13 protein-coding genes, 1 tRNA gene, 2 pseudogenes and 1 other annotated feature are annotated in these 16,844 nt (G+C 47.3%); of the genes and pseudogenes, 12 read left to right on the top strand and 4 right to left on the bottom strand.

The genetic code is table 11. The features are described from left to right. The 4 genes from QUB35_RS10980 to QUB35_RS10965 all read left to right on the top strand — a co-directional run. The coding region (locus QUB35_RS10980) for a phosphopantetheine-binding protein (RefSeq protein ID WP_333141953.1) at positions 1 to 1,076 on the top strand (1,076 nt) is incomplete at its 5' end. A 33-nt stretch (positions 1,077 to 1,109) separates the two neighbouring features. Continuing rightward, complete coding sequence (locus tag QUB35_RS10975; protein WP_333141952.1) at positions 1,110 to 2,144, top strand: ParA family protein; 1,035 nt, start codon at positions 1,110 to 1,112, stop codon at positions 2,142 to 2,144. Positions 2,145 to 2,153: 9 nt separating this feature from the next. Continuing rightward, positions 2,154 to 2,756, top strand: a complete 603-nt coding sequence (locus QUB35_RS10970; protein ID WP_333141951.1) for a HEPN domain-containing protein — start codon at positions 2,154 to 2,156, stop codon at positions 2,754 to 2,756. Positions 2,757 to 2,848: 92 nt separating this feature from the next. Next, complete coding sequence (locus QUB35_RS10965) at positions 2,849 to 6,952, top strand: amino acid adenylation domain-containing protein (RefSeq protein ID WP_333141950.1); 4,104 nt, start codon at positions 2,849 to 2,851, stop codon at positions 6,950 to 6,952. 409 nt (positions 6,953 to 7,361) lie between these two features. Here the strand turns inward: QUB35_RS10965 and QUB35_RS10960 are convergent, their stop codons facing one another. Continuing rightward, the gene (locus QUB35_RS10960; protein ID WP_333141949.1) at positions 7,362 to 8,771 is read right to left on the bottom strand and encodes an inorganic phosphate transporter; all 1,410 of its coding nucleotides are present in this window, start codon (positions 8,769 to 8,771) and stop codon (positions 7,362 to 7,364) included. Between the two features lie 421 nt (positions 8,772 to 9,192). On the opposite strand from QUB35_RS10960, the gene rplS reads away from it, so the two are divergent. Together rplS and QUB35_RS10950 are read left to right on the top strand one after the other, a co-directional pair. Then, positions 9,193 to 9,576 (top strand): 50S ribosomal protein L19, encoded by a 384-nt coding sequence (rplS, locus tag QUB35_RS10955; RefSeq protein WP_333054363.1) that lies wholly within the window; start codon positions 9,193 to 9,195, stop codon positions 9,574 to 9,576. 133 nt (positions 9,577 to 9,709) lie between these two features. Continuing rightward, positions 9,710 to 9,782, top strand: a tRNA-Trp gene (locus QUB35_RS10950). Positions 9,783 to 9,840: 58 nt separating this feature from the next. On the opposite strand, the gene QUB35_RS10945 is transcribed toward QUB35_RS10950, so the two are convergent. Beyond that, the gene (locus tag QUB35_RS10945) at positions 9,841 to 10,035 is read right to left on the bottom strand and encodes a hypothetical protein (protein ID WP_333141948.1); all 195 of its coding nucleotides are present in this window, start codon (positions 10,033 to 10,035) and stop codon (positions 9,841 to 9,843) included. Positions 10,036 to 10,113: 78 nt separating this feature from the next. Here QUB35_RS10945 and secE point away from each other — a divergent pair, with 78 nt between their 5' ends. The 6 genes and pseudogenes from secE (at position 10,114) to rplL (ending at position 13,926) form a co-directional block, all read left to right on the top strand. After that, positions 10,114 to 10,347, top strand: coding sequence for a preprotein translocase subunit SecE (gene secE / locus QUB35_RS10940; protein ID WP_333141947.1), 234 nt, complete (start codon positions 10,114 to 10,116; stop codon positions 10,345 to 10,347). Beyond that, positions 10,344 to 10,982, top strand: coding sequence for a transcription termination/antitermination protein NusG (gene nusG / locus QUB35_RS10935; protein ID WP_242721257.1), 639 nt, complete (start codon positions 10,344 to 10,346; stop codon positions 10,980 to 10,982). The genes secE and nusG overlap by 4 nt, the downstream gene beginning before the upstream one ends. A 3-nt stretch (positions 10,983 to 10,985) precedes the next feature. Continuing rightward, entirely contained in the window at positions 10,986 to 11,411 is a 426-nt protein-coding gene (gene rplK / locus QUB35_RS10930; RefSeq protein ID WP_333031062.1) for a 50S ribosomal protein L11, read from the top strand. Positions 11,412 to 11,676: 265 nt separating this feature from the next. Further along, entirely contained in the window at positions 11,677 to 12,390 is a 714-nt protein-coding gene (gene rplA / locus QUB35_RS10925) for a 50S ribosomal protein L1 (protein WP_190663916.1), read from the top strand. Between the two features lie 108 nt (positions 12,391 to 12,498). Then, positions 12,499 to 12,671, top strand: a sequence feature (ribosomal protein L10 leader region). Positions 12,672 to 12,700: 29 nt separating this feature from the next. Continuing rightward, positions 12,701 to 13,231: pseudogene (gene rplJ / locus QUB35_RS10920) on the top strand (50S ribosomal protein L10); the annotation flags it as partial. Positions 13,232 to 13,536: 305 nt separating this feature from the next. After that, the gene (rplL, locus tag QUB35_RS10915) at positions 13,537 to 13,926 is read left to right on the top strand and encodes a 50S ribosomal protein L7/L12 (protein ID WP_333141946.1); all 390 of its coding nucleotides are present in this window, start codon (positions 13,537 to 13,539) and stop codon (positions 13,924 to 13,926) included. A 352-nt stretch (positions 13,927 to 14,278) separates the two neighbouring features. Here the strand turns inward: rplL and crtD are convergent, their stop codons facing one another. Further along, positions 14,279 to 15,895 (bottom strand): C-3',4' desaturase CrtD, encoded by a 1,617-nt coding sequence (gene crtD, locus QUB35_RS10910; RefSeq protein ID WP_333141955.1) that lies wholly within the window; start codon positions 15,893 to 15,895, stop codon positions 14,279 to 14,281. 180 nt (positions 15,896 to 16,075) lie between these two features. Beyond that, positions 16,076 to 16,844: pseudogene (locus QUB35_RS10905) on the bottom strand (CopG family transcriptional regulator); the annotation flags it as partial.

The raw sequence follows: 16,844 nt of genomic DNA, 5'->3' as shown, positions 1-16,844 counted from the left end.
ATCAGGCTTTTGTAGGGGCGGTGCCCCCGTGCCCGCCCCCACCCACAGACGATTTCACAGGCGTTTGGGACATGGGGACAACCACAGGGGGATTGCCCCTACCGAGAATGAAACCGCCCTGCCCCCAATCCCCCGCACAAGGGGAGTTGGGGGGGTCGAAACGGCTGGATTGGTCGGCTGAAAATCAGAATCTGACTGTTACCAAGGTGCAACAAATATTATTGCAAAATCAACTCGATATTTTAAGAATTGCTAATGTGCCTAATGCGCGGGTAACGGCAGCAGTTAAGGCGGCAGAATTGCTGTCTGTTGTCGATAAATTTCCAACAGCAGGTCAGTTGCAGAAAGCCGTGGAAAAAGTCGAGGATTTAGGAGTAGATCCCGAAGCGTGGTATGCTTTGGAAGTTCCGTATAATGTTAATATTAGTTGGTCTAATTCCGACAGTCAAGGGCGCTACGATGTAGTGTTTGCACGGGGCGAAACCAGAGATTTTGTGCGAGAAACCCGAAGCGATAACTTGCGTCCTTGGCGCTCTTATGCTAACAATCCCTTACAAGCTAAAGCAGCGCGTAAATTAGTGCCACAGTTGCAGGCTTATCTAGCAGAAAAACTGCCGGAATATATGGTTCCGTCGGCTTTTGTGGTGCTGGAGTCGCTACCGGTGACGGCTAACGGAAAGGTCGATCGGCTCGCTTTGCCTGCACCGCAGCCGATTAAGTTAGAATGGGCTGGCGGTTATGTTGCGCCTCATACTTCTATTGAGGAAGTTTTAGTGAAAATTTGGGCTGAGGTTTTGGGGATAAAGCGAGTGGGTATCCGGGACAATTTCTTTGAATTAGGAGGCCATTCGCTGCTGGCGACTCAGCTTGTTTCTAGAGTGCGAGATGCTTTCGCGGTAGAGTTGCCTTTGCGCCGCGTTTTTGAAGCACCGACAATTGCAGAATTATCTAAGATTGTGGAGAGTTTGAAAGAGAGCGATGCTAAAATTAAAGCTCCTGCTTTAGTGCCTGTTTCTCGCGAGAATCGTCGCGTGAAGCTGTCATCGCTGAACAGAGAAAGTAAAGAGAGAGGATGAAAATTTTATTGTCCCTTCCAAGAAATACACCCAATGAGTTCATACGCTTTCTGGAACAATAAAGGCGGCGTCGGCAAAAGCTTCCTTTGCTTTGCAGCAGCTTCCGAATATGCTTACCGTTACCCCGATACAGATGTCTATGTAATTGATTTATGTCCGCAGGCGAATGTGTCAGAAATGCTACTTGGCGGATATTTCACTAGCCCAGATGCGCTGCATTTTTTAATGAGCCAAACTCCGCGCGCAACAGTAGCAGGCTATCTAGAAGCGCGTCTGAACTCTCCATTTCGGATGGTTGCAGACGTATCCCCATATCTATGCGAACCGAGAGAATTCAATCAGAATATACCAGAGAATCTAAGACTTGTATGCGGGGACAATTACCTGGAAATAATTTCTGAAGCAATCCGACAAACATCCCAGTTGGAAATACCTTATGACTCGTGGAAACAGGTGCTAACTTGGGGACGAGACCTGACGGTTGCCCTGCGTTCATATAGCGGCGATCGCGATACCATATTCTTCATAGACTGTAGTCCTACTTTTGCTATTTCTACACAGCTTGCTCTGGTAGCTGCCGAAAACTTGATTGTACCATTTATAGCGGACTATACTTCACGTCTTGCGATCGAGAATGTCCTCGCAATTCTCTATGCCATAACCGACCCCCATACTGCGCCATACGCACGAATTGCTTTTGCAAAACGCGCTAAGGAAGAAGGTGTACCTGTACCAAAATTACATACATTCGCGAGCCTAAATTTGACTTTGTACAAAGGGAGAGCGAGCAAGGCATCCGAAGCTGTAAACCAGAGAATTATGCAGATGATGGATGATATACACAAGAAGCACCGTCATATTTTTGCTAACTCCAAAGACAAGCCGAGTAACACCTTCATTGAAATCCCAGATTTTACCAGCGGTTCTGTACTCGCTGCTACGACTGGCACGCCCTTGCACAAACTCACACCAGCAGCCAAAAACATCGCGGGCGAGCAGGTGCAATTGAATGCAGAGTCATTGCAAAAGTACCGAGATGCACTTGAAAAGTTCGTGAACTGTATTTAGGAAATCGCCGTGCCGTCACCAGCAGCATTGAAGTACAAAACAGCGTCCAACACGGCTAGAACACTTCGCGAAACAGCTACAGATCCCCGCTTGCAACCAATATCGCGCAGTAAAACTCAAGTCTACTATCACTCCGCTCTAGCTGCATTTGTTGCTGTATGGGATGCTTACATAAACGAACTCGTTCGCAATTTTTTCGCTGCAACTGCAAATCCTTTAGATCCCAAATTTCATGCCGTACATTCTATTGCTAGAGATGCGGCGGAACGCGCACTTGAAAGATTTAATACACCAAACGCGGAGAACACGCGAAACCTTCTGATTCAAAACACTGGTTACGATCCTATTGGCGATTGGATTTGGTCTGCAAGAAGCATGAGCGGATTAGCCGTTCGGCAGAAGCTAAATGAGATTTTAAGAGTGCGGCACAGTTTTGCACATGGTTTTGCTATTCCCGCGCTTTCTTGGACTCAAACAGCAACCGGAAAAGTTCGGCTTACGGCTAAAGCGATAGACGATGTTGATGTGTTTTTTACACATCTTGTGAATGTTACCGACCTCGGCATGAAGCAGCATATCGAAACGAGTTATAGTCTAGTATTGCCTTGGTAAAGATTTTAATCAAAGAGATGAAATCTTATCTATGTAATATTTGTAGGCTACTTTGTACGCGCTTTCCTTTGAGGCTTGCCTGATAATTTGATATGACTCAGTATCTTTCCGACAATTCCCTCCCGGCTGGTGAAGAAAAGCTTAATCTTCCCGAAGAAACAGAAGTTTTCGTCTTCCCGGCATCCTTTGCCCAGCAGCGGCTTTGGTTCCTCAATCAATTAGCACCGGGCAATCCTTTCTACAATGTCTCAACAGCGCTCCGCTTAACAGGTTCCCTCAACTTAAGATCCTTAGAGCAAACCTTCAATGAAATTGTGCAGCGGCACGAAACTTTACGCACAACTTTTACGCTTTTGGAAGGGGAACTCGTACAAATTATTGCTCCCATTCTAACCGTATCCCTCCCCACAATCGACTTACAAAATCTCTCGCCAACTCAGCAGGAAACCGCAGCGCTGCAACTCGCAACCGATGCAGCGCAATGCCCTTTCGATTTAGCCGCCGGGCCGTTATTCAAAGTAACGCTGTTACAACTCAGTGAAACAGAACATATATTGTTGCTGAATTTACATCATATTGTGGCTGATGGTTGGTCGATTGGAGTGCTAATTCGAGAGCTGGGAACGCTCTACACAGCATTTGTAAAAAATGGCATCTCGCACTTACCAGCACTGCCCGTGCAGTACGCCGACTTTGCAGAGTGGCAGCACCAATGGTTGCAGGGCGAAGTATTAGAAACCCAGTTAGCTTATTGGCGGCAGCAGTTAAATGGAATTACCACACTCAATCTACCAACAGACAGGCAAAGACCAGCCGTTCCATCCTACCGCGGCGCTAAACAATTTATAACACTATCACCTGCTTTGAGCGAGGCGCTAAAGTCATTTAGCCAGCAAGAAAGCGCGACTTTATTTATCACTCTACTAGCCGCTTTTCAAACTTTGCTGTACCGCTATACAGGACAAGTAGATATTGCAGTAGGAACGCCGATCGCCAATCGCAACCTGAGCGAAATAGAAGCATTAATCGGTTTTTTTGTCAACAGTTTGGTGCTGCGTGCAGATTTATCAGGAAATCCAACTTTTCGGGAACTATTGCATCGGGTAAAAAACGTCGCAATGGCAGCCTACGCCCACCAAGATTTGCCCTTCGAGAAGTTGGTTGAGGAAATGCACCCCGATCGCGAGTTGAGCCGCAACCCCCTATTTCAAGTTAGTTTTAGCCTGCAAAACACTCCTGTAGCAGCGCTGGAATTGCCGGGAATCGTTGGAGAGGCGATCGACTTTGATGCGGGAACCGCCAAGCTAGATTTAGAGTGCCACTTGTGGGAAGATGCAGGAAGTATTCAAGGGCAATTTGTCTACAGCACAGATTTATTTGATAGCGGCACAATTGCGCGGATGGCGGGACATTTCCAAACGCTGCTCGCAGCCATTGTTGCCAATCCCAAACAGCACCTCAGCGACTTGGCTTTGCTGACAGCGCCAGAATACCAGCAATTATTAATCGATTGGAATGACACTCAGAGAGATTATCCGCAAAACCAGTGTTTCCATCAGCTATTTGAAGAGCAAGTCGAGCTAACGCCCGATGCTGTCGCCGCCGTCTTTGAAAACCAGCAGTTAACCTACCGCCAACTCAACAGCCGAGCCAACCAACTTGCACATTACTTGCAGAAATTGGGAGCAGCACCAGAAGTTTTAGTGGGCCTTTGTGTAGAACGTTCCTTAGATGCGATCGTCGGATTGCTAGGCATTATCAAAGCAGGCGCAGCCTACCTGCCTTTAGATCCAACTTATCCTCAAGAGCGGCTTAACTTCATGTTAGAAGATGCTCAGGTGTCGATTTTGGTAACTCAGCAGCACTTAGCCCAAAACTTGACGCAGCCGGAAAATTTCGGAGTTTTTTCAGTAGTGTGTTTGGACTCCGACAGAGAAATTATCGCCCAACAAAGCCCAGAAAACCCAACTATAAAAATCCTCCCAAAAAACCTAGCCTACGTCATTTACACATCTGGTTCAACCGGAAAACCCAAAGGCGTTCTAATCGAACATCGGGGACTCTACAACTTAGCCCTAGCTCAAATAGAAGCTTTTAAAATAAACTCCAATCACCGCATTTTGCAATTCGCCTCCCTGAGTTTTGATGCCTCAATCTTTGAGATTGTCATGGCCTTGGGAACCGGAGCAACACTTTACTGTGCCAAGAAAGAATCTTTGTTGCCAGGACAAACATTAATCCAATTTTTGCAGGACAATGCTATTACCCACGCTACCCTCCCGCCCTCGCTGCTAGCTGTCCTTCCAAACGCCGAACTTCCCGCACTGCAAACAATCATCTGTGCTGGGGAATCCTGTTCCCCGGATATTGTTAAACGCTGGGCTTCTGGGCGCAGATTTTTTAACGCTTACGGCCCTACAGAAGCGACAGTCTGGTCAAGTTTGGCCGAAATTGGCGAGCCCAAAAAACCGCCCATCGGCCGCCCAATAGCTAACACTCAACTCTATATTTTAGATAAAAATTTACAGCCTTTACCCGTTGGAATTCCTGGTGAATTGTACATCGGCGGCAGCGGATTGGCGCGAGGCTACCTGAAGCGCCCCGAATTAACCGCCCAGCGATTTATTGCTAATCCGTTTAGCCAGAAAGCAGGAGAACGAATTTATAAAACTGGTGACTTAGCGCGCTATTTTCCCGACGGCAATATTGAGTTTTTAGGCCGCACTGACGAACAGGTAAAAATTCGCGGTTATCGAATAGAATTGGGAGAAATTGAAGCGCTGCTGGTTCAGCATCCAGCAGTCAAAGAAACAGCGGCGGTTGCTGTGGATGATTTGTCGGGCAACAAACGCCTAGTTGCTTATGTCGTTCCCAATCAAAATCAGACGTTTAATTCCGGGGAAATACGCAATTTCCTCAAACAACAACTGCCCAATTACATGATTCCCAGTGCTTTTGTGGCGATGGATTTTCTGCCCCTAACTCCCAATGGCAAAATTGACCGCCTGCGCCTACCTGTACCGGGAACTCTAACTAGCAATTCAATAGATAAAAGCTGCATTGCACCTCGCACACCAACCGAGTCAACCCTCGCCCACATTTGGGCCACAATCCTCAACGCAGAGTGCGTTGGTATTCGCGATAACTTCTTTGATTTGGGTGGAGATTCCCTGCTGGCAATCCGCCTCATCAATGAGATTAACCAGCAATTTCAGCGCGAGTTGCCGCTGTCTGCTCTTTTTTTAAATCCGACAATTGAAGGTTTAGCCGATTCGCTATCTTCAGAAACAAATTCTCTGGAATGGTCGCCTTTAGTTGCAATTAAGCCTCGCGGTAAAAATCCCCCGTTCTTCTGCGTCCATCCCATCTTTGGCGTCGTATTTCCTTATGTCGAGTTAGCCTTTGGGCTAGGAGAAAATCAACCGTTTTACGGGCTGCAACCAAGGGGTATTGACGGCGAAAGTTCTCCGTTAACTAGCATTGAAGACATGGCGGCTGACTACATCGCAGCCTTGCGTACCGTTCAACCAAAAGGGCCTTATTTTTTAGGAGGCTGGTCTTTTGGGGGTTTGGTTGCTTTTGAGATGGCTCAACAGTTGCTCGCAGCGGGGGATGAAGTGGCTTTGCTTGCTGTGCTGGATACTTTAGCGCCTGTTTCTGCTAACAAACCTTCTTTTTGGGACGGTTGCAAGTTTATTCTGACTACTGTTTCGCGCTCTATCTGGCCTTTTGTAGTAGATTATTTTCGCTTGGTGGCTGCTGCGGAAAATGTTCAAAGTGGCGGTATTGCTGCCAAATTTCCGAAATTAAATAAGATGCTTAATTTGGCAGCTAATTTTTTGCATCGCTGGAATTGGAAACAGGCTGTTATGGTTAGCATCCTATCTCAGGAGTCAAAAGAAAGAAGCTGGCGCGAGCTGGCAATTCCTTCGATGTTTACTGTATTTCAGGCTAATAGTCAAGCAACTCTCAGCTATCGATCGAAAATTTATCCGCAGCGAATTACTCTGTTTAGATCGAGGGAAAAGCTAAGCATGAGTCATCAAGATCCGACTCTTGGCTGGAGTGAATTAACGACGGAAAAAGTAGAGGTGATTAGAGTTCCGGGAAATCATCTTACTATGCTGAGAAAGCCCTGCGTCGAGGTGCTGGCTCAACAGCTAAGGCATTGCTTGGAGAAGGAATTAAGTGATTGAGGAACCCGCGTGCTTGTGTGTCGAATAAAATAATCTTTATCACGTTTGTAGTGAGGACTTTAGTCCGAGTGAGTTTTATGAGACTAAAGGGACACTCCAAAAGCCCATAGGTGTCCACTTAAGCCTGAAAGCCTTGATAAATCTCGTTTTTCCCTAAGTCTAGATCCCCCTAAATCCCCCTTAAGAAGGGGGACTTTGAAAAAAACTCCTGTCCCCCCCTTCTTAAGGGGGGCTAGGGGGGATCTGGCCTCAATCGTCAAAAAGTAGTCTGTGACTGGGTTTGACGTTAAATTGACACTAATGGGCATTGCCGTGTCCCTACTGTACTGTTGACTGTTGACTGTTGACGGTTGACTGTTGACTGTTGACTGTTCTGAAATGCCTCAATCTAAAATCTAAAATCTAAAATCTAAAATTGCCCAATGGATTGCGCGATGCTGAAGATGATAGCAGCCAAACCTGCTGCGATCGGAATTGTCACCAGCCAAGCCGAACCAATTGACAGCAAAGTTTGCAAGCGTACTGATTTCCAAGCTTTGATCAGCCCGACTCCGACAACTGCACCGACTAAAGCGTGGGATGTGGAAACTGGCAAACCGAAGCGGGATGCTAGCAAGACTGTGGTGGCTGTGGCTAATTCCGCACAAAATCCGCCGCTTGGCTGGAGTTCGATGATCTTTTCGCCGACGGTGGCTATTACATTTTTGCCCCAGATGGTTAAACCGATGACTATTCCTGCGCCTCCGAGGACTAAAATCCACAGGGGAACGCTGAAATCTTCTGAGGGAAAGGAACCTGTACGCCGGATGTAGGCGATCGCAGCTAGGGGAGCAACTGCATTTCCTACGTCGTTGGAACCGTGGGAAAATGCTACAAAACAGGCGCTCAAGACTTGAAATCTCGCCATTTGTTGCTCGATGGGAGAGTGGCGGGGAGGGGGAGAGGGGGAGAGGGGGAGAGGGGGAGATTGGGAAAATATTCCCTCTTTCTTATTCCTTGCATCCGTTACATCCGTTACATCCGTTACAAAATCCGCTGCCGAACCTTCTTCCTTCTCAACTGATTCTAATTTTTTCCAGCTATTGAGTGTGAGGGCGATCGCAGCTATTGCCCCGATGCCAATGACAATATCGTGAATTGGAAGATTCCAGCCAAATCGATCGTGCGCGGCGGCGATCGCCCCTGTCTGCACGAAAGCGACATTCACAACAGACGGCAGTACAATTATCCCAAATACGCTCAGCATTGCTGCACTCAGCCAGGGTATCCACTCGCGCATTTGAGATAGAGGATCTGGTCGATCGAGAATCGAATACTTCACCACACTGTAAAATAGTGCGGCTAAAGCACCGCTGGCAACAGGTGTCGCCACCCAAGTTAGGGAGATGGTGCCGATGGTTCGCCAATCAACTGCATTAATTCCGGCTGCAACACAGCTAAAACCCGCGATCGCGCCCACGACTGCATGGGATGAAGAAACCGGCAAACCTCGACTGGTAGCGATTTGCAGCCATATCCCGCAAGCTATCAGCACTGACACCATCCCGATCAAAAATACTTGCGGTTTGGCCGCGAACACTTCTGCATTCACAACTCCTGTTGCGAGAGTTTCGGAAACTCCTTGTCCGAACAGCACTGCGCCGGAAAACTCCAGTATGCCTGCAACAATTATTGCCTGTCGCAGCGTTAGAGCCTTCGAGCCTACGGATGTCCCCATCGAGTTAGCGACATCGTTGGCCCCCAAGTTGGCGGCGACGTACAACGCGAGTGCGGCCATTGCCCCTAGTTGCAGAAATACGACCCCAGAGGTATTTAACATAGAAGTTTTTTGACATAAAACTGGTAGTTCGATATATGATAAGGGATTGTCAGTAACCCAGGTCTAAAAGAGATGGGGCTTGCAAGAGCAATTCCCGCAAGCCGTACTGACCAGCCTCAGTCTTAACTGACTACGTTTTTTGAGTCACGACACCTGGAAATGCGTAGCTAGTTTCCTGCTCTGTCATTTGCAATTAAACAGTCTTAAGGTCACTGAGACAGTGTTGCAAGTCTAAAAAGCTCACTAAACATTGGCGAAGCTAACATTACTGGAATGGCAAGGCGCTCCCGGCAATACAGGGATTAGACAAGTACCATTCCTCTACTTGTCTAGCCCCGAAAGGGGTAGGCGGTTTAAACCGCTCGTGTCGTTTCCCTCTCAGGGCTCAAGCCACTGAGTGTCCCACTTACCGAGTTTTTTTATGAAAGGCGCAGAAATAATCCGTTCGATCGAAACGGCAGAAATAGATAGAGTCAAGCAAGAACTCAATAAACAAGTTCCCGAAATTTACGTGGGCGACACAGTGCGAGTCGGCGTAAGAATTAAAGAGGGTAACAAAGAACGGGTTCAGCCCTACGAAGGGACTGTGATTGCCATGCGTAACGGCGGGATTAATGAAACAATCACCGTCCGCCGCGTGTTTCAGGGCGTCGGCGTGGAACGGGTGTTTTTGATTCACTCGCCCCGAATCGCCACGATCCAAGTGATGCGCCGCGGGAAAGTCCGCAGAGCAAAACTTTACTACCTGCGCGATCGGGTGGGCAAAGCTACTCGCGTCAAACAGCGGTTCGATCGCTCCCTGTAGGAATGCACCCAGCTTCCCCTTGGTTCATGGTTCATGGGAAATTGAGAAATTTAAAAAAAAAGTTTCCCATTTAGAGCGCACTGTGTTAAAATAGAAATCTAGAGGTTAAGCGAATTTCAGCAACCTCACCTGTGCGCTCTTAGTTCAGTTGGTAGAACGCAGGTCTCCAAAACCTGATGTCGGGGGTTCAAGTCCTCCAGGGCGCGCTGAATCACCAAACTTTAAATTCTGCCCGAAAGCGCCCGGATTATTGGCTGGCAACAGTCAAAACCGCAAACTTTCGGGTAGAATTAATTTTTGTGGGCGGTTCGCAAAAAATGCCATCAACAAATCCTCGGTGTCGCTTCTCGATCGTCGGTTTCGGCGATCGGCATTTACGCCGTTGATTGGTTGGGCTTGTAAAAAAGTCGTGGCTTTAGATTTGAGATTTGGGACTTTGGCGTAAGTGGTTAGTGTCACAAAATCTGAGAGCCGCGGGCCACTCACACCATCTAAAATCTAAAATCTAAAATCTAAAATCGCAAGGGGGATTGAATCGTGGCGAAAAAAGACGAAGCTCAAGAAACTCAAGAAATGACGGCGCCTGGGTTTAATCCTACGGGTTTTTTAAAGGAAACTAGAGAAGAACTCGACAAAGTGGTTTGGCCCAGCAGGCAGCAGCTAATCAGCGAGTCTTTGGCCGTGCTTTTGATGGTAATCCTCTCAGCAAGCCTGATCTATTTGGTGGATAACTTCTTTAACTGGGGCGCGGGAAAGGTGTTTGGGCCATGACTTTTGCATCAGAAGAATCTGAGTATTCCACAGAAGCGACGGGACAGGCAGCATCGCCAGATGTGCCGGAAATTGATGCTCGCTGGTATGCTGTTCAAGTTGCCTCTGGCTGCGAGAAGCGGGTGAAGGCAAACTTGGATCAGCGGATTCAAACTTTGGATGTTGCCGATCGCATCGTTCAAGTAGAAATTCCGCAAACTCCGGCAATCAAAGTCGGCAAAGACGGTTCCAGGCGGCAGTCAGATGAAAAAATCTTTCCCGGCTACGTACTCATCCGTATGTTTATGGACGAGGATACGTGGCAGGTGATCAAGAATACCCCGAATGTAATTAATTTTGTCGGGGCAGAGCAGAAACGCCGCTACGGGCGCGGCAGGGGTCACGTCAAACCGCTACCTCTGAGTCATTCGGAAGTAGAACGGATCTTCAGAAACGCTCAGGAATCAGAACCAGTTGTCAAAGTATCGATGTCTACTGGAGACCACGTTGTGGTACTTTCCGGGCCATTTAAGGATTTTGAAGGTGATGTGATTGAAGTTAGCCCGGAACGAAACAAGCTCAAAGTTTTACTCTCGATTTTTGGGCGCGATACGCCTGTAGAATTGGAGTTCAATCAGGTTCAGAAACAGAACTAACTAATGGCAAAGAAAGTTGTTGCAGTAATTAAGTTGGCGATTACGGCGGGAAAAGCCAACCCAGCTCCTCCGATCGGCCCAGCTCTGGGTCAGCACGGCGTCAATATTATGATGTTTTGCAAGGAGTACAATGCTAGAACCGCAGACCAAGCGGGTCTGGTGGTTCCGGTAGAAATTTCGGTTTTTGAAGACCGCAGTTTTACATTTATTCTCAAAACCCCGCCGGCTTCAGTTTTGATTCAAAAAGCTGCTGGCATTGCTAAGGGTTCGGGAGAACCTAATCGCAAGCAAGTAGGCTCGATTACACAGGCTCAACTGCGAGAAATCGCTGAAACCAAAATGCCTGACCTCAATGCTAATGATGTTGAGGCTGCTATGAAAATTGTGGCAGGAACGGCTAAAAATATGGGCGTGGCGATCGCGGATTAAAGGAAGAAGGAAGAAGGAAGAAGGAAGAAGGAAGAAGGAAGAGTTTTCCTAGTCCAAGTTCCAAATTGCTAATCCAAAATTCCTGATTTTGAAGGTAAAATCTTCAATCCAAAATCCAAAATCCAAAATCCAAAATCGATCGGTTCAGGGGGAGAAGCAAAGCTTCGCTAGTAACCGAAAACTGGTAGATTTTAAGATTGTCCGATAGGTTCAATCTAAAATCTAAAATCTAAAATCTAAAATCGACTGACCCCAGGAGATAACAATGGCAAAGAAAGTATCGCGAAGACTGCAAGAACTTCAAAAGAAAGTTGAAGACAGACCTTATCTACCGCTGGAAGCTCTGCAACTTTTGAAAGAAACAGCAACCGCTAAGTTTGGCGAAGCTGCTGAAGCTCACATCCGTTTGGGAATTGACCCGAAATATACTGACCAACAGTTGCGGACAACTGTATCGCTACCAAAAGGAACTGGTCAAGTAGTCAGAATTGCGGTGATTGCTAAGGGCGAAAAAGTTAAAGAAGCCCTAAATGCCGGCGCGGATATTGCTGGTTCTGAAGAGTTGATCGATGAAATTCAGAAGGGCATGATGGACTTCGATTGCCTGATTGCTACCCCAGACGTGATGCCGTTGGTGGCAAAATTGGGTCGGTTGTTGGGCCCGCGCGGTTTGATGCCTTCTCCGAAAGGTGGCACGGTGACGACTGACATTGCTCAGGCGATCAACGAGTTTAAAGGTGGTAAACTAGAATTCCGTGCCGATCGAACTGGCATCGTTCATGTTATGTTTGGCAAGGCAGCTTTCTCAGCGGAAGATTTGCTCGTCAACCTTCATGCTTTGCAAGAAACTGTTGACCGCAACCGTCCTTCTGGTGCTAAAGGTCGCTACTGGCGCAGTTTGTACGTATCCGCAACAATGGGCCCGTCGATCGAAGTCGATATCAGTGCTCTGCGCGATACCAAACTTGATGCTGCGTAGAAAGAATTAAGCAGAAGGCAGAAGGTAAAAGACAGCTTCGGCTGTCTGTGTAAATCTCTCACAAGATTTGCGTCATAGCCTTGCTATGTCTGCCTTCTAGTGATAGCCTAATCAAAAATCAATAAGCTGAAGACCGCAGGTGCCGATCGCTTAATTTCCTGCCGAGGCTGAAGAAATAAAAACTCAAGACTCAAAGATTAGAAATTTTCTATTTTTAATTCTGACTTGTTAATTTTTAATTCTCTGCCCCGGCTCGAAGGTCGGGGTTTTTGACGGGCAGTTTTCGATCCTAAAAGGAGGTGAAATAAGTATGGGCAAAACTTTAGCGGTAAAAAATGAGATTATTGCAGACCTCAAGCAAACCTTGAGCGAATCTCAATTGGCGATCGTGATTGACTACACGGGCTTAACTGTTGCTGAAATCACAGATTTGCGTCGGCGTTTGCGTCCGAAAGGCAGCAGTTGCCAAGTGGCAAAAAACACGCTAATGCGAATTGCTGTTGAAGGCAACGAAACCTGGCAGCCGATACAAGAATTGCTGACCGGTACGTCGGCATTCGTGTTCGTGCAAGAAGATATTGGCGGCGCGATTAAAGCTTACCAAGAATTCCAAAAAGTCTCTAAGAAGACAGAACTTCGCGGCGGCGTAATGGAAGGACGGGTACTGAAAGAAGCTGATGTTAAAGCATTAGCTGATCTGCCGTCGAAAGAACAACTCATGGCTCAAATTGCTGGCGCTATCAACGGTGTCGCAACCAAGTTGGCTGTGGGTATCAATCAAGTTCCTACTTCGATCGCTCGCGGTCTTAAAGCTTATGCTGAAAAAGACGGCGATTTAGCAGAAGTAGAAGCAGAAGCACCAGCACAACCTGAAGCAGAAGCAGCAGCACAACCTGAAGCAGAAGCAGCAGCACAACCTGAAGCAGAAGCACCAGCGCAACCTGAAGCAGAAGCAGCAGCACAACCTGAAGCAGAAGCACCAGCAGAAGCAGACAGCACATCTGCGTAAGTCATTAGTAATTAGTCACGAGTCAAGAGTCGTTAGTTTTGAGAAACAAACTGATCACTGGAGACGAGAAACTAATAATTAATGAGCAATCGAAAGTCTCAAATTCCAAATCTACAATCGAACTAGGAGTTCAAAAAATGTCTACAGCAACTGACGAAATCTTGGATAAACTTAAGTCTCTGACTTTGCTCGAAGCTTCTGAATTGGTCAAGCAAATTGAAGAAGCTTTCGGCGTTAGCGCTGCTGCTCCTGTCGGCGGCATGATGATGATGGGCGGCCCTGCTACTGCCGCTGCTGAACCCGAAGAAGTACAAACTGAGTTCAGCGTGATTCTTGAAGAAGTTCCTGCTGACAAGAAAATCGCAATTCTGAAGGAAGTCCGCGCGATTACCGGTCTGGGCCTGAAGGAAGCGAAAGACTTGGTAGAAGCCGCACCGAAAGCAGTTAAGGAAGCTATTGCTAAGGAAGCTGCTGAAGAAATGAAGAAACAGCTTGAAGCTGTGGGCGCAAAGATTGCTATCAAGTAGTCAGAGAATGTAGTTGATATCAATTCCGGTGACACCGGAATGATGGTTGACTGTTGACTGTTGACTGTTGACTGTTGACTGTTAACTGTTAACTGTTAACTGTTAACTGTTAACTGTTAACTATTAACTATTCCTTAAAATTAATCGCGCGATAGTTACATCTCTCGCGCGATTAATTATTTTTGGCGTAGGGAAACGGCCTTGCTGTGTCCTCTTAGGATCGCGAATTAAATAATTTACACAAGGAAAGTGGGGAGTAGGGATTGGGCACTCTTAGCCCGCCCTTTCTGGACGGGCGGGACGCCCATCCCACAAGAACTATCAAAATTCTAAGTTATTTAATTCTCATTCCTTAGATTTTAGAGGCAGCTTCCATTTGCCGCACTACTGTTAAAGCAGAATAGGAAACACCGGCAGTTCCTTCTCCGGGATGGGTGGAGTCGCCTACTAACCACAAGTTTTTAATTGGTGTGCGATTGGCAAATCCGAAGGGCCCGAAAGTTGGTATTCGCTGGCCGATGCCGCCGACAACGCCTCTATCTCTCGCTGTGTAGCGGGCAAAGGTGCGGGGTGTGGCGGCTTCTTGGTGTACGATCGACTCTGGTGTCAAATTGAAATATTTGCTCAAACGGGCGATCGCCCCTGCGGTATATTTTTGCTTTAATCCTTCATAATCAACCGAATTCCACCACATTCGAGTATCAGTAAATGACGAAGCGATAATTGTCGCCATTCCCTCCGGTGCTCGCCCATCACCCGGATGACTGACAGAAACAAATAATGAATTATTCTCCCCAATCTCACCGTCGTAATCGTAAAGAAACTGAAGGTGCGGCGGACAATTGGCCGGAATTGCGCTTTCATGGACTCCCAAATATATCACAAAAGCACCGGATGCGGGCGGCAATTTATCGACTCGATATTTGTAGCCTGCCATTTGATTTGGGAGTTGATTTGTTGTTTCTGAATTCTCTGATTTAACCGATAAATTATCTATTAAATTGCCGAGACTTGGCTCGCTTGACAACAATTTTACTAGATTTTGCGCGGTCACGTTGGCAACAATGCGATCGGCTGTTTCTGTCCAAACTTCGCCTGTTTTTTGATTGCGAATCACTGTACCGGTGGCTTGGCCGTTGGCGGTGATAATGCTTTCAACTGTGTGTCGCAACAGGACTTTGCCGCCGTCTCGTTCGATCGCCTCTACAAGTCGATCGCTCAATACCTGCATACTTCCTTGTAGATGATACAATCCCTGCGGCTCTTGCGAAACTCCTAAAGCCGTCGCCGCGTAAAGTAGCGCCGTTTCTTCGGTATCAACTTGAGAATACAATTTTAACTGCAAATCCAGAAAAGTTTTCAAGCGCAAATTGTCCCCCAACCCACAAAGCCGCAAAGCATCTCCCACTGTCATAAAAGTGAAAGGCAAAGTAATTAAAGTATCGGGGCGAACTGCTTGAATTAATTGCCAGAAATCCCAGAAGTTTCTGGGCGGTAAAACTGGATCGCGCCCTTGAAATTTCCAGCTAGCTTTGAACAAAGCAGACAATAATTGCCAAAAAGGTTCGCTTCCGGGAAACTGCCGCTGCCTTTCTTCCTGCCACTTTTGCGGATCTCGCCACACGCTAATCGGTGCGGTTTCTCCCGGCAAAAACACCGCACAAGCGGGCTCGCAGGGTGTCGCGGCGGGAAGTTCTATGTCTAATTCTGAGAAAATTCGGTGGTGAATGCCTCCGGGTTCCAATCCTGCAACCTGCGTGGCGCCGACATCGAAGGTAAAGCCTTTGCGTTTGAAGGTGGAAGCGCATCCTCCGGGGACGATCGCCTGGTCTAAGACTAGCACTTTATATCCTCTGCGGGCTAGCAGGGCGGCTGCTGTGAGTCCGCCGATGCCGCCTCCAATTACCGTGACGCGGCCCTTAGTGTCTGTGGGACTGGATTTGCCAAAAGGGGTGCGATCGCCTGTCATAAATTTATTTATTGTAATATTTCTTAATAGTATGCTCATATTTTGCAATAAAAAGCTCTTGTAGCGACAGGTTGAAATCTATCGCTACAAGAGGAAAGAGGCCGAGTTTAGAGGAGGTTTTAGGGGTAAAGTGCTCCTGCTGCACCCGGAGCGTTAGATAGTGCCGTGCTCATGAGAGAATCAGGGACGACGCCACTTGTTGAGATAAGCTTCGCCAATCCCAGCCACAGCCTGCATTTGACCTAGCTGTTCCCGTAAAGCTTTGATGGTTCTTAGCTGTTCTTGAGACTGTTGCTGCAAAGCGTCGTAATTTCGCTGTATCGCGGCACTCTGGCTCAATTGATTTTCTAGAGATTGCAACTTGCTTCGTTGAACTTGGAATTCGCCGATCGCACTTGACTTTTCTGCTAACTCGTGCTGCAAAGATTCGTAACTCGACTTCGACACGGTTTGCTGCAATTGGCTTTCGAGATTTTGCTTTTCGGTGGCGAATTGCTGCTGCAAAGATTCCAGAGCACTGGATTTTTCGGCGAGTTGCTGGTGCAAAGATTCCAGAGCACTGGATTTTTCTGCTAGCTGCTGCTGAAACTCGTGTTCTTTTTCGGCGACTTGCTGCTGCAAAGAAGCGATCGAACTCGATTTTTCTGCTAGCTGTTGCTGAAATTCGTGTTCCCGGTGGTCTTTTTCGGCGATTTGCTGCTGCAAAGATTCCAGAGCACTGGATTTTTCTGCTAGCTGTTGCTGAAACTCGTGTTCTTTTTCGGCGACTTGCTGCTGCAAAGATGCGATCGAACTCGATTTTTCTGCTAGCTGCTGCTGAAATTCGTGTTCCCGGTGGTCTTTTTCGGCGATTTGCTGCTGCAAAGATTCCAGAGCACTCGATTTTTCTGCTAGCTGTTGCTGAAACTCGTGTTCCCGGTGGTCTTTTTCGGCGAATTGCTGCTGCAAA

It is taken from the genome of Microcoleus sp. B13-B6 (genome assembly GCF_036705405.1).
In the GTDB taxonomy this organism is placed as follows: Bacteria; Cyanobacteriota; Cyanobacteriia; order Cyanobacteriales; family Microcoleaceae; genus Microcoleus.
This window is presented reverse-complemented; position numbering and strand designations above follow the sequence as displayed.